The 17,084-nt window shown below is 67.2% G+C and carries 22 protein-coding genes; 9 read left to right on the top strand and 13 right to left on the bottom strand.

Translation table 11 applies throughout. The features are described 5' to 3' along the window. Positions 1–70: 70 nt before the first annotated feature. From HBE64_RS07985 to HBE64_RS07975, 3 genes are read left to right on the top strand one after another with little or no spacing between them, the layout of a single operon-like run. Entirely contained in the window at positions 71–247 is a 177-nt protein-coding gene (locus HBE64_RS07985; protein ID WP_167100058.1) for a hypothetical protein, read from the top strand. After that, positions 244–864 (top strand): cytochrome b N-terminal domain-containing protein, encoded by a 621-nt coding sequence (locus tag HBE64_RS07980; protein ID WP_167100055.1) that lies wholly within the window; start codon positions 244–246, stop codon positions 862–864. The genes HBE64_RS07985 and HBE64_RS07980 overlap by 4 nt, the downstream gene beginning before the upstream one ends. A gap of 3 nt (positions 865–867) precedes the next feature. Continuing rightward, on the top strand, positions 868–1,824 hold the full coding sequence (locus HBE64_RS07975; RefSeq protein ID WP_167100052.1) for a hypothetical protein: 957 nt from the start codon (positions 868–870) through the stop codon (positions 1,822–1,824). A 17-nt stretch (positions 1,825–1,841) separates the two neighbouring features. On the opposite strand, the gene HBE64_RS07970 is transcribed toward HBE64_RS07975, so the two are convergent. The 3 genes from HBE64_RS07970 to HBE64_RS07960 are packed head-to-tail and all read right to left on the bottom strand — an operon-like array spanning position 1,842 to position 3,668. Further along, positions 1,842–2,633, bottom strand: a complete 792-nt coding sequence (locus HBE64_RS07970) for an Fpg/Nei family DNA glycosylase (protein WP_167100049.1) — start codon at positions 2,631–2,633, stop codon at positions 1,842–1,844. A gap of 2 nt (positions 2,634–2,635) precedes the next feature. Continuing rightward, the gene (locus tag HBE64_RS07965) at positions 2,636–3,109 is read right to left on the bottom strand and encodes a ribose-5-phosphate isomerase (RefSeq protein ID WP_167100046.1); all 474 of its coding nucleotides are present in this window, start codon (positions 3,107–3,109) and stop codon (positions 2,636–2,638) included. A 10-nt stretch (positions 3,110–3,119) separates the two neighbouring features. Beyond that, positions 3,120–3,668, bottom strand: coding sequence for a TetR/AcrR family transcriptional regulator (locus tag HBE64_RS07960; protein WP_167100043.1), 549 nt, complete (start codon positions 3,666–3,668; stop codon positions 3,120–3,122). Positions 3,669–3,748: 80 nt separating this feature from the next. Here HBE64_RS07960 and HBE64_RS07955 point away from each other — a divergent pair, with 80 nt between their 5' ends. Beyond that, positions 3,749–4,681 carry an aldo/keto reductase gene (locus HBE64_RS07955; protein ID WP_167100040.1) on the top strand — a complete coding sequence of 311 codons (933 nt, stop codon included), beginning with the start codon at positions 3,749–3,751 and terminating at the stop codon, positions 4,679–4,681. Here HBE64_RS07955 and HBE64_RS07950 read toward each other — a convergent pair. The 4 genes from HBE64_RS07950 to HBE64_RS07935 are packed head-to-tail and all read right to left on the bottom strand — an operon-like array spanning position 4,634 to position 8,082. After that, positions 4,634–5,587: an isopenicillin N synthase family oxygenase gene (locus HBE64_RS07950; protein ID WP_167100038.1), complete on the bottom strand. Its 954-nt coding sequence runs from the start codon at positions 5,585–5,587 to the stop codon at positions 4,634–4,636. The two genes, HBE64_RS07955 and HBE64_RS07950, sit on opposite strands and share 48 nt — an antisense overlap. Next, a complete protein-coding gene (locus HBE64_RS07945) occupies positions 5,584–6,030 on the bottom strand; it encodes a nucleoside deaminase (RefSeq protein WP_167100035.1) in 447 nt (148 codons plus the stop codon). The genes HBE64_RS07950 and HBE64_RS07945 overlap by 4 nt, the downstream gene beginning before the upstream one ends. Continuing rightward, complete coding sequence (locus tag HBE64_RS07940; RefSeq protein ID WP_167100032.1) at positions 6,027–7,427, bottom strand: cytosine permease; 1,401 nt, start codon at positions 7,425–7,427, stop codon at positions 6,027–6,029. Before HBE64_RS07940 ends, HBE64_RS07945 begins: the two co-directional genes overlap by 4 nt. Before the next feature lie 46 nt (positions 7,428–7,473). Continuing rightward, positions 7,474–8,082 (bottom strand): DsbA family protein, encoded by a 609-nt coding sequence (locus HBE64_RS07935; RefSeq protein WP_167100029.1) that lies wholly within the window; start codon positions 8,080–8,082, stop codon positions 7,474–7,476. Positions 8,083–8,167: 85 nt separating this feature from the next. On the opposite strand from HBE64_RS07935, the gene pepN reads away from it, so the two are divergent. Both pepN and HBE64_RS07925 read left to right on the top strand, forming a co-directional pair. Beyond that, on the top strand, positions 8,168–10,771 hold the full coding sequence (gene pepN, locus HBE64_RS07930) for an aminopeptidase N (RefSeq protein WP_167100025.1): 2,604 nt from the start codon (positions 8,168–8,170) through the stop codon (positions 10,769–10,771). 60 nt (positions 10,772–10,831) lie between these two features. Beyond that, entirely contained in the window at positions 10,832–11,215 is a 384-nt protein-coding gene (locus HBE64_RS07925) for an HNH endonuclease (RefSeq protein ID WP_167100022.1), read from the top strand. Here HBE64_RS07925 and HBE64_RS07920 read toward each other — a convergent pair. Genes HBE64_RS07920 through HBE64_RS07910 form a run of 3 tightly spaced genes read right to left on the bottom strand, consistent with a single transcriptional unit; the run spans position 11,172 to position 12,529 of the window. Next, entirely contained in the window at positions 11,172–11,651 is a 480-nt protein-coding gene (locus tag HBE64_RS07920) for a DUF5130 domain-containing protein (protein ID WP_208300587.1), read from the bottom strand. The two genes, HBE64_RS07925 and HBE64_RS07920, sit on opposite strands and share 44 nt — an antisense overlap. Beyond that, positions 11,638–11,850 (bottom strand): hypothetical protein, encoded by a 213-nt coding sequence (locus tag HBE64_RS07915; RefSeq protein ID WP_167108882.1) that lies wholly within the window; start codon positions 11,848–11,850, stop codon positions 11,638–11,640. Before HBE64_RS07915 ends, HBE64_RS07920 begins: the two co-directional genes overlap by 14 nt. 46 nt (positions 11,851–11,896) lie before the next feature. Then, entirely contained in the window at positions 11,897–12,529 is a 633-nt protein-coding gene (locus HBE64_RS07910) for an HNH endonuclease (protein WP_167100016.1), read from the bottom strand. A gap of 129 nt (positions 12,530–12,658) precedes the next feature. On the opposite strand from HBE64_RS07910, the gene HBE64_RS07905 reads away from it, so the two are divergent. Genes HBE64_RS07905 through HBE64_RS07895 form a run of 3 tightly spaced genes read left to right on the top strand, consistent with a single transcriptional unit; the run spans position 12,659 to position 15,326 of the window. After that, positions 12,659–13,054 (top strand): globin, encoded by a 396-nt coding sequence (locus HBE64_RS07905; protein WP_167100013.1) that lies wholly within the window; start codon positions 12,659–12,661, stop codon positions 13,052–13,054. A 52-nt stretch (positions 13,055–13,106) separates the two neighbouring features. Continuing rightward, a complete protein-coding gene (locus HBE64_RS07900; protein ID WP_167100010.1) occupies positions 13,107–13,763 on the top strand; it encodes a TetR/AcrR family transcriptional regulator in 657 nt (218 codons plus the stop codon). Positions 13,764–13,769: 6 nt separating this feature from the next. After that, entirely contained in the window at positions 13,770–15,326 is a 1,557-nt protein-coding gene (locus HBE64_RS07895; RefSeq protein WP_167100007.1) for a glycoside hydrolase family 13 protein, read from the top strand. Here the strand turns inward: HBE64_RS07895 and HBE64_RS07890 are convergent. From HBE64_RS07890 to HBE64_RS07880, 3 genes are all read right to left on the bottom strand, one after another. Next, positions 15,323–15,970, bottom strand: coding sequence for a DUF1345 domain-containing protein (locus HBE64_RS07890; RefSeq protein ID WP_167100004.1), 648 nt, complete (start codon positions 15,968–15,970; stop codon positions 15,323–15,325). The two genes, HBE64_RS07895 and HBE64_RS07890, sit on opposite strands and share 4 nt — an antisense overlap. Positions 15,971–16,064: 94 nt before the next feature. Continuing rightward, positions 16,065–16,700, bottom strand: coding sequence for a hypothetical protein (locus tag HBE64_RS07885; protein WP_167100001.1), 636 nt, complete (start codon positions 16,698–16,700; stop codon positions 16,065–16,067). Then, entirely contained in the window at positions 16,697–17,059 is a 363-nt protein-coding gene (locus tag HBE64_RS07880; RefSeq protein WP_371744174.1) for an acyl-CoA thioesterase, read from the bottom strand. The genes HBE64_RS07885 and HBE64_RS07880 overlap by 4 nt, the downstream gene beginning before the upstream one ends. Positions 17,060–17,084: the final 25 nt, after the last annotated feature.

The following is a 17,084-nucleotide window of genomic DNA, read 5'->3' as shown; positions in this document are numbered from 1 at the left end:
GACATTGTCGGGACGCCGTTCTCGCAACGGGCGTTGGCCGTAGCAGTCCCGTCGAATGAAACTGGGTTCAATGACCGACAGACTTGTCGCGGAGGGGGCTGGACTCTATCTCCACTGGGGTGTGATCCAGATTTCTGTCGCCAACCTGACCATCATCGCCGTGATGGTCGTCCTTTTCATCCTCGCTTTGGTAGTGCCATTCCCGTCCGGACACGGTGACGAGTCCGACGGTGGTGAGAACTCATGACGAACGCCACCGGTTCGACGAATTGGACGACGGGCCTACGGAATCGGATCGTCGGGCTCGTTCCGCCGGGCCAGGCCCTGCCTGACCGCCAACCCGTCTACGTCGCGTCATGGATCTATGTCTTCGGAGTACTCACCATCGCGTCCCTTGCGATCGTGATCGGGTCCGGGTGTGTTCTGGCGATGGGCGGCTCGGCCTGGTGGCACGTCTCGACACTGGGCCGATATGTGAACTCCGTTCACCTGTGGAGTGTGGAACTGCTCTTCGGGTTCATGGTGATCCACCTGTGGGGCAAGTTCTGGATGGCAGCGTGGCGCGGCGGCAGGTCGATGACCTGGATCACCGGAGTCGTGTTGTTCGCGATCTCGATCGGCACGTCCTTCACCGGATTCCTGTCACAGAGCAACTTCGACTCGCAGTGGATCGGCAACGAAGCCAAGGACGGCCTCAACTCGGTCGGGGTGGGCGCGTGGTTCAACGTCCTCGACCCTGGCCAGATGCTCATGTGGCACATCGTGCTGCTGCCCCTGGTGGTCGTGGCCCTCACGCTCGTGCACGTGGTGCTCGTTCGACGCCACGGCGTCGTCCCGCCCATCGACGCCGACGTGGAGGCCTGAGCCATGGCCCGCAAAACGCCCGACTCGCACGATTTCCCCACTCGCCCATACGATCTGGTCAAAGAGTTCGTCATCGCGCTTGTCGTGGTGCTGGTTCTCAGTGTGGGCCTTGCGGCGATCTTCTCCTCGCCGGACGACCCGCCGATCACGATGGCCGCCTGGGCACAGAACGCGCCCGACGACGTCGTGATGACCGCGGTCGGCGAGCTCGCGGGAACCACCGCCAGTGCTAGCTACGGCCCGCCGTACAACACCGCGTCCGAGGGCCAGAAGATCGGCCCGATACCGCTGCAGAAGATCGGTGGGGTACGGCTACCAGTCGACTCGGCGGACCTGGTTCTCGGCCCACTTGGGCAGGTGGCCAACGATCCCAAACTGTCTGCGGCACTTGCTCAGTGGAATGCAGCACCCGCTGATCAACGTACAAAATGGGCCACCGACTATTCCGACGCCATCGGGACACCGGCCACCGACGAGGCGCCCGCGACGGGTGCGGGTGGCGACCCGTCCAAAGTCGCGGCAGGCGATTACGGTCCGGTGCCGGCTCTGTCGACGTCGTTTCTGAACCTGGCCCGTGGCGGCGGCATCGAGGGCGCCCTGACATCGTCGGGGAACTTCTATGGTGGTGACGCAACAAAATCGCTGCTGCTCCTCGGCGACGGTGCCTACTTCGAGGATCAGGCCCGCGCCAAGAACCTGGGCGGCGATCAGTGGGGAATGATGAACGAGGTGGGCAATGCGCCCGGCCAGCCCTGGATGTGGCTGTACACCTTCTGGTATCAGATTCCGCCGTTCTCCACGTCAGACAATGCCGACGCTCTCATCTGGGCTCTGATGATGTTGTTGACCGCGGGGCTGATGCTGGTTCCGTTCATCCCCGGGGTCCGCTCGATTCCGCGACTGATTCCGATCCACCGGCTGATCTGGCGGGACTACTACCGCCGGACCAAGAAGGCGTGAGCCAGGCCCGCCAAAGCTCACAGCTGGCAGGTCGGACACCAGAACAGGTTGCGGCCCTCCAGCTCAGCGGTCCGCACCGGCGTGCCGCACACCCGGCAATCCTCACCCGCGCGGCGGTAAACGTAAGTGCGCGGTCGATTGGGCCGATACGACGGTGCGCCGTGGTCATGTTCGGGGCGCACCACCACGATCTTGCCGCGGCGCACCCCGACCTTCATCAGGTCGACAAGATCTGCCCAGGCGCCGGCGAACTCCTCGGGGGTGATGTCGCGGCCCGGCCGGTGAGGGTCGATGTGCTGGCGGAACAGCAACTCGCAGCGGTAGACGTTACCGACACCGGCCATCACACTCTGGTCCATCAGAAGCGCGCCGATCGGCTTACGGGACTTGATGATTCGCGCCCAGGCCAAGTCCGGGTCGGCGTCGCGGCGCAGCGGGTCCGGGCCCAGCCGGGCCACGATGGCAGACACCTGGGCCTCGTCGAGCAGCTCACAGGCGGTCGGGCCGCGCAGGTCGGTGCCGTACTCAACGCCGACGACGCGCATCCGTACCTGCCCGACCGGTAACGCCATCGGCACCGCAGCCTCGGTGAAGGTGCCGTAAAGACCGAGGTGCACGTGCACGATCGGCCCGCCGTCGTAGTGGTGGAACAGATGCTTGCCCCACACCGAGGCGCGGGTGAACACCCGGCCGTTGACCACCGCCGCGTCGGTGAACCGGCCCTGGGGGCTGGACACCGCGACCGGGGCGCCGGCGAAGCGGCGGTGATGCAGCCGGGCCAGCCGGTGAAGGGTATGCCCCTCGGGCACGGCTAGGCGCCGGGCACCGGCGGCGGCACGTGGTCGCGCTCGTACTCGGCGAGGATGTCGATGCGACGCTGGTGACGCGGCGCCTGTGACCACGGGGTGCTCACGAAGGCGTCGACGATGGCCAGCGCCTCCTCCTGGGTGTGCATCCGGCCGCCGATACCGATCAGCTGGGCGTTGTTGTGCTCGCGGGCCAGTGACGCGGTCTCGATGCTCCACGCCAGGGCGCACCGGGCACCGGGAACCTTGTTGGCTGCGATCTGCTCACCGTTGCCCGAACCGCCGAGCACGATGCCCAGGCTGCCGGGGTCGGCGACCGTGCGCAGCGCCGCAGCGATGCAGAAGGCCGGGTAGTCGTCGTCGGCGTCATAGTCGAAAGCGCCGCAGTCGATCGGCTCGTGGCCGGTCTTCTTCAGATGCTCGATGATGGCCTGCTTGAGTTCGTATCCGGCGTGATCGCCGCCGAGGTAGACACGCATGGCGGTAACCCTAGTGGGCGACCACTCCGGCCGCGAGAAGGTCCATCATCCGCTGGGCCTGCTCAGCCGAACCACTGGTGAGCATGATGCCCAGCAGGCTGGACACGAAGTCATCGGCACGCACGTCGGCACGGACGCTGCCCTCGGCGACACCGGCGGCCAGCAGCACCTCGGCGGCGCCGACGATGCTGGTCATAGTGTCACTGGGCCTCATGGCTCCGGATTCGAAGACGGCGCGCAGCGACTCGGCCATGCCGCGCTTGGCGGCGACGAACTCCGCGTAGCGGTCCATCCAGCGGCGAAGGGCGGTCGCCGGGGGGTGCCGGTCCAGCAGTTGCGCGGCTGACGCCGCGACTTCGGCCAGTTCGGCGCGGTAAACCGCCTCGGTCAGCACTTCCCGACTGGGGAAATGCCGGTACAGCGTGCCGATCCCGACACCGGCCGCGCGGGCAATGCCCTCCAGCGAGACCGGGCCGTCGGCTGCGGTGAACGCCGCGGCGGCGGCGGCCAGCAGCCGCTCACGGTTGCGCAGCGCGTCGGCCCGCGCAGGCTCGGCCATAGCGGAGGCTCCTCCGTTTTGCTATCGTCGACTAACCGGAGGTTCCTCCGCATCGCCGAGTATGACAGTTCAGGAGCATCATGGCAGCCATTTCCCCACCCGCTGGAACAGCCAGGCTGGGCAGCCGACGCGTGGCCCGGGTCGGCTACGGCGCGATGAACGTCGCCACCCCGCCGATCGAGGACGCGGTGGCCCTGCTTCGCCGCGCGGTCGAATTGGGCATCAACCACATCGACACCGCGTCGTTCTACGGTGACGGCGAGGTGAACCGTCGCATATGGCGCGCGCTTGCGCCGTATCCCGAGGACCTGGTGATCGTGAGCAAGGTCGGGGCGCGGTCGGTGCCGGGTGCGGAGGTACCACTGACCCTGGCCCAGAAGCCGACCGAGTTACGCGCGTCCGTCGAACTGGATCTCGAAACCCTGGGCCTGGATCAGATCCCGGTGGTGAACCTGCGTCGCGCGGACATCGGACCCGGATTGCTCGCCGAGGGCGATCAGCAGGTGGATCTCGACGACCAGCTGGCCGAGCTGATCGCGCTGCGCGACGAGGGCAAGATCGGCGCGATCGGGATCAGCAACGTCCCGCTGGCGACTGTGCGCCGAGCCGTTCCTGCCGGCATCGTCTGCGTACAGAATGCCTACAACCTGCTCGACCGGACCCATGAGGACGGGCTGAGGTTCTGCGCTGCCAACGACATCGCCTGGGCCCCGTATTTCCCTCTGGGGTCCGGCTTTCCGGGCTTCCCCAAGGTCGCCGACAATCCGGTGGTGACGCGCATCGCGACCGAAGTCGATGCCCTGCCGGCGCAGGTGGGACTGGCATGGTTGCTCGCCCACTCCCCCGCAATCTTGCTCATTCCCGGCACCGGGTCGGTCGGCCACGTGGAAGAGAACGTCGCCGCGGGCGCTATCACGTTGAGCGAAAAGGCTATTGCCGATCTCGACGCGGTGCCCAGCCCGACATCAGCCAACGGTGATGGCGTCCAACCGTTCCTTGATGAAGGCCGATGACGTGACCGGCGCCAGGCCCGCGACCTTGCCGATCGGCGGGCCCAGTGGGGTGACGAGCGCGTCGTGGTTGGCCTCGTAGAAATAGATCAGCGAGACCAGATCCTCTTCGGGAGCGTGCGGCTGCGGCGGCAGTACCCGGTGCCGCCCCGACGGCCAGCGATAGCCGCTCCAGTACTCGAGCAAGTCACCGATGTTGACGGTCAGCGCAGCCGGGTCGTAGGGTGCGTCTTCCCATCCGCCGGTCTCGGAAAAGACTTGCAGGCCACCGGCTCCCGGCTCGCGGTCAAGGATGGTCACGGTGCCGAAGTCGGTGTGCGGACCGATCCGGAACTGGCCGGGTTCGGGCTCCCCCACCACGCTGATCGGCGGGTAGTGGTTGATGTTCATCGTCCAGGTGGGCCGGTCGGCCAGGTCGACGAACGGGTTGGCCGGCAGGTGCAGCGCGTGGGCCATCAACGCCAGCAGGTCGTCGGCCAGTCGGCGCATCGCCGCGGTGTACCGGGTGACCAGGCTCTGCAGGTCGGGTACCTCGCCGGGCCAGACGTTCGGGGCGAACCAGATCCGGTCCACCTCGGGGTCGCCGACGGCGGTCTCCGCACCCAGGCTGTAGCTCTCCTTGAGATCCGGCGGCGTCTCGGTGCCTTCGGCGTAGGCATTGGCCTCGGCCCCGGGTGCGATCCAGCCGTGCCCGCCGACGGTCACCGAGTACTGCCGTTTGACTTCGTCGGGCAACGCGAAGAACTCGCGCGCCGCGGCGCGGACGGCGGCGGTCAGCTCCGGGTCGATCCCGTGGCCGGTGACCAGGATGAAGCCCGCCTGCTGCAGGCCCTCGTCGAGTTCGGCGGCCACCGCGTCGGCCTCGGCTCCCCCGGCGTGCCAGCGGGAGATGTCGACCGCGGCGATCATTCGGCCACCCCGATGTCCTCGTTCCACAGATGGGGTTTGGCGGCGATGAATTCGTTGAGCAGGTCGTAGCAGCGGTCGTCGTCGAGCACGGTGATCTTGACCCCGTGCGCAGCGAGTTCGGGGTGCCCCCACACAATGGTTCGCGCGTCGCCGATGATCAGGGCGCCGATGTTGAACTGCCGCACCAGCCCGCAGCAGTACCAGCACGGCGAGAGCGTGGTGGCCATGATCGTCGAGCGGTAGTCGGTCTGGCGGCCGGCGTTGCGGAACGCAGCGGTCTCGGCGTGGATCGACGGGTCGTCCTGCTGCACCCGCATGTTGTGGCCGCGGCCCAGCAACACCCCGTCGGCGCTGAACAGCGCCGCACCGATCGGAATTCCGCCCTCCGCGAAGCCTTTTCGGGCCTCTTCGTAGGCGACGTCGAGCATGTCCTGCGGTGTCATACCGCGGTGCGCTCCGCGGCGATCTTCGAACGGCACAACACAAGATAACCGGCGCCGGCAATCAGGAAGCCGACGAAGAACGTGATGTCGCCCAGTTGCGGGACGCCGCGTGCGATATAGCCGACGAACTTCTCCTGGTTGGAGAACAGCAGCACCGAGATCACCAGGCCGGCGGCGAACGACGCGAACCCGCCCCAGTTGGTGTAACTGCGGTCGTAGAGGAACCCTGCGATGGGCTGGCCGCGGCGCAGGTACTGATCGGCGAACACCACGCCGAGCCACGGCCCGATCCAGTAGGCGATGATCAGCAGGAAGGCCTCGTAGCTGGCGGCAGCGTCGGGCAGTGCCCACCATGCCACCAGAAACCCGGCGACGCCGAAGAACACCGTGACCAGCGCGCGGGCGATGTGCTGGGGCAGTTTGACCCCGATTGTCACGAAAGCCATTGCGCCGGAATAGATGTTGATGGAGTTCGCGGCGATGGCCCCGATCGCGATGGCCAGCAGGGTGGCCTTGGCCAGCGGTGTGGCCAGCTCGCCGGTGAACGCCTGGGTCGGGTTGTCCGACAGGGCGGGCCCGATCGTGACCGATGCGGCGCCGACGATCTCGAGCAACGCGCACGACAGGAACAGCCCCGCCGAGGCGTAGAGCCCGGTGAGCGCGGTCGAGACCGTGGACGGCAGGTAGCGGGTGTAGTCCGCGGCGTAGGGCGTCCAGCCCGCGGCGTAGCCGAACGCCGTGCCGACGGTCAGCAGGAAGCCGCCGAGGGAACCGTCGCCCACGATCGGATCCAGTGCCGGCGCAGCGACATTCGACTTGAGCAGGATGGCCACCGATGCGACGGCGAAGATCACCGCAAGCACCGGGAACGACCAGCGCTCGAAGGCCTGCACCAGGTTGTGGCCGAAGAACGCGAACGCCGTCTGCACCAGCACGATGATGACCAGACCGACCAGCGGACCGATGCCGAACAAGGCCGCCAGCGCATACGCTCCGCTGACGCTGTTGGTGGCGAACCAGCCCACTCCGGCGGTCACCGACATGAGGACGGCGGGCACCGCGTTGCCCTTGAATCCGAACGACAACCGCCCCAGCACCATCTGCGGCACGCCGTGCAGCGGGCCGCGCGCCGAGAGCAGGTAGTGCGCGACCGCGCCGAGCCCGGTTCCCAGGACGATCCCGGCCACGGCCTGCCAGAAGCTCATGCCGTAGACGGCCACCGCCAGCACGCCGACGAAGATCGTCGCGAATTCCAGGTTCGGCGAGGTCCACGTCCAGAACAACTGGTGGGGCTTACCGTGCCGGTCTTCCTCGGCGATGAATTCGTTTCCGCCCGGTTCGACCGCGATGATCCGATCGCGGTAGGTGCCGTCGGTGGTGGGCTCGGCAACTGTCATGCGAAGACTCTGGTGCCGCGGGCCCTCGGCTGCAACCCGAGCGGGGTCAGTCGAACTGCGGCGGCTCGGTGCGACTGCGCTTGAGCTCCCAGAAGTGCGGGTAGGCCGCGAACGTCACCGAGGCGTCCCAGAGCTTGCCGGCTTCTTCGCCACGCGGGATCTTCGACAGCACCGGGCCGAAGAACGCGACCCCGTTGACGTGGATCGTCGGGGTGCCGACGTCGTCGCCGACGGCGTCCATCCCGGCGTGGTGGCTTTTGCGGAGTGCGTCGTCGTAGGACCCGTCGGTGGCGGCCTTGGCCAGCTCGGCCGGGAGCCCGGCCTGGTCGAGCGACTTCACGATGACCTCCTCGAGGTTCTTGTTGTCCTCGTTGTGGATCAGGGTGCCCATCGCGGTGTACAGCGGGGCGAGCGCCTCATTGCCGTGGGCCTGCTCGGCGGCGATGGCCACCCGCACCGGCCCCCACGCCTTCTTCATCATCTCCTGGTACTGCTCGGGGAGGTCGCGGCCCTCGTTGAGCACGGCCAGGCTCATCACGTGGAAGCTCACGTCGATGTCGCGGACCTTTTCGACCTCGAGGATCCAGCGCGAGGTGATCCAACACCACGGGCACAGCGGGTCGAACCAGAAATCGGCGCGGGACTTCTCGGACATGCGGGCTCCTCGGATGGACGGATATGACGTCGAGCACAACTCGTCAACAGAGTCGAGTGTTCCCTCTCACGATAAGTTGGAACACGTGCTTCCCAATCTCACCCGCAATGAGGCCGTCGAGCGCGCTGCGCTGATCACCGTCGACAACTACCAGATCGTTCTGGATCTCACTTCCGGCGGGCAGGAGCGTAGCGACCCGGGGATCGAATCCAGCGAGAAGACCTTCCGGTCGACCACGACCGTCGAGTTCGAGGCGCTGCCCGGCGCCGACACCTACATCGACCTGGCGGCCGACACCGTGCACAGTGCGGTCCTCAACGGCCAGGCGATCGACGTGTCCGGCTATGACGAGTCCACCGGCATCGCGCTGCGCGGGCTGGCCAAGCAGAACACCCTCGTGGTGGAGGCCGACTGCCGCTACTCGAACACCGGTGAGGGTCTGCACCGCTTCGTCGACCCCGTCGACGGCGAGGTGTACCTGTACTCGCAGTTCGAAACCGCCGATGCCAAGCGCATGTTCGCCTGCTTCGACCAGCCAGACCTCAAGGCCACCTTCGACGTGACGGTCACCGCACCCGCGCACTGGCAGGTCATCTCCAACGGGGCCACCACCACCGTGGCGGACGCCGGCCAGACCAAGGTGCACACGTTCCTCACCACCCCGCGGATGAGTACCTACCTGGTGGCGCTGATCGCCGGGCCGTATGCCCGCTGGGACGACGTCTACACCGACGAGCACGGCGAGATCGCGCTCGGGCTGTTCTGCCGGTCCTCGCTGGCCGAGTTCATGGACGCCGAGCGGTTGTTTACCGAGACCAAACAGGGTTTCGGGTTCTACCACCGCAACTTCGGGGTGCCCTATGCGTTCGGCAAGTACGACCAGCTGTTCGTGCCCGAGTTCAACGCCGGCGCGATGGAGAATGCCGGCGCGGTGACGTTCCTGGAGGACTACGTCTTCCGGTCCAAGGTGACCCGCTACAGCTACGAGCGGCGCGCCGAGACGGTGCTGCACGAGATGGCGCACATGTGGTTCGGCGACCTGGTCACCATGACGTGGTGGGACGACCTGTGGCTCAACGAGTCGTTCGCGACGTTCGCCTCGGTGCTGTGTCAGGCCGAGGCCACCGAGTACGACCAGGCCTGGACGACGTTCGCCAACGTGGAGAAGTCGTGGGCTTACCGCCAGGATCAGCTGCCCTCGACGCACCCGGTGGCCGCCGACATCCCTGACCTGCACGCGGTCGAGGTGAACTTCGACGGCATCACCTACGCCAAGGGTGCCAGCGTGCTCAAGCAGCTGGTGGCCTACGTCGGTCTGGAGCATTTCCTGGCCGGCCTGCGCGACTACTTCGCCGCGCACGCCTTCGACAACGCCACCTTCAGCGACCTGCTGGGTGCGCTGGAGAAGGCCTCGGGCCGCGACCTGTCCGACTGGGGCCGCCAGTGGCTCAAGACCACCGGCCTGAACACGCTGCGCGCCGACTTCGACGTCGACGACGCCGGGCGGTTCACCCGGTTCGCGATCACCCAGGGCGGGGCGGCGCCGGGCGCCGGGGAAACCCGGGTGCACCGGCTGGCTGTCGGCATCTATGACGACGACCCGTTGACCGGCAAGCTGGTGCGGGTGCACCGCGAGGAGCTCGACGTCTCCGGTGAGATCACCGAAGTTCCTGCGCTGCAAGGTGTTTCGCGTGGCCAGCTGATCCTGGTCAACGACGACGACCTGACGTACTGCTCGCTGCGCCTCGACGAGGATTCGCTGCGCACCGCGCTGAGTCGCATCGCCGACATCGCTGAGCCGCTGCCCCGCACACTGGTGTGGTCGGCGGCCTGGGAGATGACCCGCGACGCCGAACTCAAGGCCCGCGACTTCGTGGCGCTGGTGATGAGCGGTGTGCAGGCCGAAACCGAGGTCGGGGTGGCCCAGCGACTGCTGCTGCAGGCCCAGACCGCCCTGAACTCCTACGCCGACCCGGCCTGGGCGAAGGACAACGGCTGGCCGGCATTCGCCGACCGGTTGCTGGACCTGGCGCGCGAGTCCGCACCTGGATCCGACCATCAGCTGGCGTTCGTCAACGCCCTGTGCACCTCAGTACTGTCCCGTAACCACGTCGCCGTGCTGGCGACCCTGCTGGACAACGAGCCGGCCGCGGTGAACCTGTCGGGCCTGGTCATCGACACCGATCTGCGCTGGCGCATCGTCACCGCGCTGGCGGCCAGCGGCGACCTCGACGCCGACGGTCCGGCGACGCCGTTCATCGACGGCGAGGCCCAGCGCGACCCGACCGCCGCCGGCAAGCGGCAGGCCGCCGCCGCGGCCGCCGCCCGTCCGCAGGTCGCCGTCAAGGAGCAGGCCTGGCAGCAGGTCGTCGAGGACGACACGCTGCCCAACATCACCGCCCGCTCGATCATCGGCGGCTTCGGCCAGCCCGGCCAGGGTGCGCTGCTGGCACCGTTCACCGCGCGCTACTTCGCGGCGATTCCCGGGGTGTGGGAACGCCGGTCCAGTGAGGTGGCCCAGACGGTGGTCGTCGGGCTCTACCCGTCGTGGGACATCAGCGCCGACGCGCTGGCGGCAGCCGACGAGTTCCTCGCCGGTGAGCTGCCGTCGGCGCTGCGCCGGCTGGTGCTCGAGGGCCGTGCCGGTGTGGAGCGCTCGCTGAAGGCGCGCCAGTTCGACGCGGGCTGACCCCCGACACGCCGCCGCGAGGTGTGCGCCCGTGCGCGCTCGCGCTGAGAAGATCGGGCCATGGCGGCCCCCAACTCTCGGCGAGCCCGCGCCGCGCGCAGGCGCACCCGCCGCGTCAGGGCGGTTGTCAACGACCTGACCGAGGAGCAGTGGGCGGCGCTCAAGGAAGCCTGGAACGGCTGCGCCTACTGCGGGGCCACGGGTAGGCCGCTGCAGCGCGATTGCGTCATGGCGATCTCCCGCGGGGGCCGCTACACGGTGGACAACGTGGTGCCCGCCTGCGCGGCGTGCAATGCCAGCAAGTGCAATGACGAGGTCACCAGCTGGATGCGGCGCAAACGCCTCGACGAACGCGCCTTCCTGGAGCGCTACGTCGCGATCAGGAACGCCGGCGCAGCGGTCAGGGTCGAGAAATCCCCGCCGACAGCACCCGCACCGCACTGACCAACCCGTCGATCAGGTTGCCCTCCTTGAACGCTGAGGCAGCCGCAGCCACCCCGAGCGGCGCGGCGGACTCGGCGCCACGGCCGCGAACGTCAGCCCCGTAGACCACCTCGATCGCCCGCTGGTCCGGCGAAACCGCCAGCAGCACAGCGTTGCTCGGCGTCGGAACGTCGTCGAGAAGCTCACGGGCCCGGGCCGCGGTGTCGGCGCCGAGGTCGCCGATGTAGACCGCGAAGCGGGCCTTGGCCTGCCTGCTGCCGTACTTCAGGGCGTCATCGAGGGCGACGAGGTCCTTGGTCGGGAACGGGTAGTTGACCGACAGGTGGCCGGGCTCGGTGACGCCGGACAGCCGGCCGCTGGACGTGACCGCCCAACCCACCGGTAGCTCCGCCGGGCCGGTCGTCGCCAGTGCGCTTCCGTGGTCACCACTTGCCACTTGCGCCACCTCCCACAGTGCTCTCGTCGGAACCATGCCCGTGGTGCCCGTCGCCGGGAACGACCTCGTCGACGGCCGCCCACAGGATCGGTTCATGCGTCCAGGGCTCGGAAAGCTTGTACGTGGCGGGGTGATTGCCTTTACGGGAGAAGATCACCGCGGTGAGGATCGCCACCACCAACAGCGGTATCCCGCCCATCAACGAGTGAATTGCTGCAGTGCTCACGATGCAAACGGTAGCAGCGTCAAGCCGCGCCCTCATCGAGGTAACGCACCCATGCGGGGTCGAGCTCCTTAACCGTGCACAGCAGCCGCCAGTGCTGGCCCTTCGGCGGTGACGGCACCAACCGCAACGTCCAGCCCAATTCGGACAGCAGTTTGTCGGCCTTGCGGTGGTTGCACGTCGCGCAGGCCGCCACGCAGTTCTCCCACGAATGCTCGCCGCCGCGGCTGCGCGGCACCACATGGTCGACGGTGTCGGCCTTGGACCCGCAGTAGGCGCAGCGGAACCGGTCGCGGTGCATCAGCGCGGCCCTCGTCATCGGAATGCGTGCCCGGTAAGGCACCCGCACGTAACTGCGCAGCCGGATCACCGACGGCACCACGATCACCCGTGTCGCCGAGTGGATCACGGGACCGGACGGGTCGTCGTGCACCACGTCGGCCTTACCGCATAAAAGCATGATGACCGCGCGGCGCATCGGCAACGCGGTCAACGGTTCGTAGGTTGAATTCAGCAGCAATACCCGGCGACGCCCCCACACTGACCCGTCAGCCGGGCTGGGTATGTGAGGGTCGGCGTGCAGCCCTGAACTCGGGAGGGACCCGACCGTCCCTGCCGCGGCGCGGTGACCGCGGTTCCGTTTGCGCTGCGACATGCATCCTCCGCGTTCCAGTCCACCACGGATCGGCCGCGAGCGCACGATTATTTGGGCTGTGTTCGCTGGTCGAATCCGTGAACTTCGGGTGACGTCGGGCCCGCCGGGTGCGGCGTACACAATGGTGGTGTGTCCCAAGATCAGCAGACCTTCTACGACGCGGTGGGTGGTGCCGCAACGTTCCGCACCCTCGTGTCCCGGTTCTACGAGCTGGTTCGTGAGGACGAGGTGCTCCTGCCGCTGTATCCCGAAGACGAGCTCGACGCCGCCGAGGACCGGCTGCGGATGTTCCTCGAGCAGTACTGGGGCGGCCCGCGCACCTATTCCGACCTGCGCGGACACCCCCGCCTGCGGATGCGTCACGTCCCGTTCAAGATCGGTTTCATCGAGCGGGACGCCTGGCTGCGCTGCATGCACACCGCGGTCGCCTCGATCGACGCCCAGACCCTGGACGACGACCATCGTCGCCAACTTCTTACGTATCTGGAAATGGCGGCCAATTCGATGGTCAACTCGCCGTTCTGAGCTCGGCGCCTCGATACTCTGAGAAGCGGGGGTGCGGGAAAGGGGTCCTGGGATGGGACGTCAGGCCAGGGCTGAAGCCACCCGGCGACGGATCATCGACGCCGCGGTCGAACTGTTCATCGAGCCGGGCTACGGGGAAACCGGGCTCGCCGAGATCTTGGCGCGCGCCGATGTCACCAAGGGCGCGTTCTACTACCACTTCGAGTCCAAGGAAGCCGTCGCGGCAGCGATCATCGACGAGAGCGTCCGTCGGGTGTCGAAGGCATCGTCGGCGGTCATCGCCTCCTCCGCACCGGCCTTGGAGAACATCATCCGCAGCACGTTCATCGTGGCGGACGTCAAGGCCACCGACCCACTGGTTGCGGTCGGTAAGCAGCTGGCCCGATCGCTGACACAGATCAGCGACCATGGCCCGAAGGCATTCGTGGACTTGACGACGTTGTTTGTCGGGCAGGTCCGCGCAGCCGTCGATCAGGGTGATTTGGTCGCCGACCTTGACGCCGACGAGGTAGGTGCAGCGGTGTGGGCCGCCGTCCTGGGGTCGCACCTGCTGTCCGATGCCACAGGCGAGCAGCTGCCCGCTCTGCTGGAACGCGCATGGCGAGTGCTGCTCGGCGGGATCGTGGGAGCGGAGTCGCTGCCGTACTTCAGGGATTTCGTGACCCGGACCTACCAGGCCTACGCGCACGCGCCACTGACGGCACAATGAGAGAGCGTGACTGCTGAACCGAATTGGTGGGCGAACGCGATCTTCTATCAGGTCTATCCGCGATCGTTCGCCGACAGCGACGGTGACGGTGTCGGTGACCTCGACGGCGTGACGGCCCGCCTCGACCACCTCAGCGCCCTGGGCGTCGACGCGATCTGGCTGAACCCGGTGATGGTGTCGCCGATGGCTGATCATGGCTACGACGTCGCCGACCCCCGCGATGTCGACCCGTTGTTCGGCGGGCTGGGGGCGCTCGAGCAGCTGATCACCGAGGCGCACAGCCGCGGGATCCGCATCACCATGGATCTGGTGCCCAATCACACCAGTTCCCAGCATGCGTGGTTCCAGGAGGCCCTGGCCGCCGCGCCGGGCGGTGCGGCGCGGCAGCGCTACATCTTCCGCGACGGCTCCGGGCCCAAGGGCCAAGAGCCGCCGAACAATTGGGTGTCGGTCTTCGGCGGTCCGGCCTGGACTCGGGTTGCCGACGGTCAGTGGTATCTGCACCTGTTCGACGCTGAGCAGCCCGACCTCAACTGGGACAACCCCGAGGTGTTCGACGACCTGGCGAAGACGCTGCGGTTCTGGCTGGACCGCGGGGTCGACGGGTTCCGCATCGATGTCGCGCACGGGATGGCCAAGCCGCCCGGGCTGCCGGACATGATCAATCCCGACGTCCAGATGCTGACGTCGCAGGACGACGACCCGCGGTTCAACCACGAAGGGGTGCACGACATCCATCGCGGTATCCGATCGGTGCTCGACGACTATCCCGACGCGGTGTCGATCGGTGAGATCTGGGTGTTCGACAACGAGGACTTCGCGAAGTACCTGCGGCCAGACGAACTGCACATGGGCTTCAATTTCCGTTTGGTACGAGCCGATTTCGACGCGGTCAGTATTCATGATGCGATCGAGAACGCCTTGGCCGCAGCTTCTTTGGCAGATGCCAGCCCGACGTGGACGCTGTCCAACCACGATGTGGACCGCGAGGTCAGCCGCTACGGCGGCGGTACGCTCGGCCTGTCCCGCGCCAAAGCTATGGCGATGGTGATGCTGGCGCTGCCGGGTGCGGTGTTCCTTTACAACGGCGAGGAACTCGGGCTACCCAATGTCGACCTGCCCGATGAGGTGTTGCAGGACCCGGTCTGGGAACGATCCGGGCACACCGAACGCGGGCGCGACGGCTGCCGGGTGCCGCTGCCCTGGTCAGGCAGCGCCCCCCCATTCGGCTTCTCGTCGAATCCCGACACGTGGCTGCCCATTCCCGCGCAGTGGCGGACGCTGACCGTGGAGCGCCAGGCCGCTGACCCCGACTCGACGCTGACCTTCTTCAGGACCGTTCTGCGGCTACGCCGCAGCGCGTTTCACTTCACCGAGAACGACGTCGAAGGGGTGCAGCTGGGTCCGGGCGTGCTGGCGTTCTTCTCCGGTGGTGTGCTGTGTGTGCTCAACACCGGCACGTCGGCCGTCGCGCTACCTGACGGCACTGTGATCGCTGCCAGCGCGCCGGTGAAAGGCGGCGCGCTGCAGCCAGATTCGGCGGCGTGGTTGGTGACGGGCTAGTGCAGCGACGGAAGGATATTCACCACTGAGGCGATGATGATCGCCCCGAACCCGAACGACAACAAGCCCTGCCCCAGGGCGGTGGCTCGCATCCTGGTCGACCCGAGATTGGTGTCCGAGATCGCAAAGCTCATCCCCACCGCGAACGAGATGTAGAAGAAGTCCTTGAAGCAGGGCCGGTAGTCGCGGCCCGGAGGGCTGTTGAAGTCGATTCCGCCCCGATGGTGCGGGTTGTAGAAGTGCCTGGCGTAGATCAGCGCATAAAGCGTGTGAATGGTGAACCAGGACAGCACAACGCTGGCTATGCCGAGCCCGGCCCACTGCCGACCGTCGTTGAGCAGGACGAAGACTCCTGCCAGGCTGGCAACTGCTCCGACCAGGATGAGACCCGCGACCACCCAGAGCCGACGTGGCTCCTCATCGTGGGCGTGCTGCTCGGTCTCCTCCGGTGTGAACGGCCACAACAGAATCCAGGTCCAGCCGGTGAAGATCAAGGCCAGCGCGGACCATCCGCCTAGCAATGCCAACACCCCGTTGCGATGCGACAGGGTGACCGCGACGGCCGCGCCCACGACGAGCCCGACGATCAGTCGAGCTGCCGGGCTCTGCCAGAACGGCAGACCCTCAGATGCCTTCTCCGCCATCGGTCTCCCTCTATGATCGCCGACAGTAACCTCACGGCGCCGCAACGCCGACATTTCCGCCGTGAGGTTACTCTCGCGATCAACGGGGCGTGGTTTAACGCAGTACCAGCGCCGGGTCGCCGCGGCGACGGAACACCGAACCGAATCGGGCGTCGATGCGCAGCCATGCCGGCAGCACCCGGACTCGCACGATCTCATCCTGCGATGGCGACTCTGGAACGAAACCCATTGCAGTCAAAGCGAATACGCACCGCATCGGCACGCCCGCCGCAACATCGCCGGAGCTGACCTGCAGCACGTCCTGGTCGAGCAGTGAGGCCGGCGGGCCGTGTGCACTGCTCTGGTCTCTGGCCAGTTCGGCGCCGCGGCGGGCGAGCTCGATCAGCACCGCGGCCGGCACGTCATCGAGATGAGCGAACCCGGTCTCCGGTGGCAGCACACCGCGCCATGCCGAGTCCATCGGGAAGCCGGTGTCGATGTGGCCGGCGGCATCCGCGCCCCGCAGCCCCCGCGCCAAACCGTCGGCGCCACAGGACACGTCGGCGGGATTCAGCTCCCCGGCCACCACCCGCACGGCCAGCACGTCCAGACCGGTACCTACCCATGCCGCGATGTGGCCGTCCGCGCGCCGGCGCAGCCGCACGACCGCCGCTTCGTCGAGCCGCAGGGCCCGTTCGACGAAGGCGGCCAGGTCGTTGCGCTGGACCGCGTCAGCAATGGTGAGGCTCATCGCAGGTAGCGCTGCAGGTACTCCCGGTGCGTCGGCGAGAGCCGGACCAGTCGCTGCTCCTCGATGTGCACCGCGGCCAGTTGTGTCTCGGCGAGCACCGCCGGCCGCGAGTGGGGCTCGGCGCCCACCGAACGGACCTCGTAGCCCAGCGTGAAGTCCACCGCGCGCAACCGCTTGGTCCACATCGTCACCTGCAGTGGTGAATCCACAAGTCGCAGTTGGCCTTTGTAGAGAACCCGAACCTCGTGGATGAGCAGACCAATCGTGGTGATGTCGTCGGCGAAGGGTTCGCGCAGGAAGTCGACCCGCGCCTCTTCCAGGATCGTCACCATGGTGGCGTGGTTGATGTGCTGGTACATGTCGATGTCCGACCAGCGAACATGC

Source organism: Mycobacterium sp. DL592 (assembly GCF_011694515.1).
Classification (GTDB): Bacteria; Actinomycetota; Actinomycetes; order Mycobacteriales; family Mycobacteriaceae; genus Mycobacterium.
Note: the sequence above shows the minus strand (reverse complement) of the source record. Positions and strands in the feature narration are given on the sequence as shown.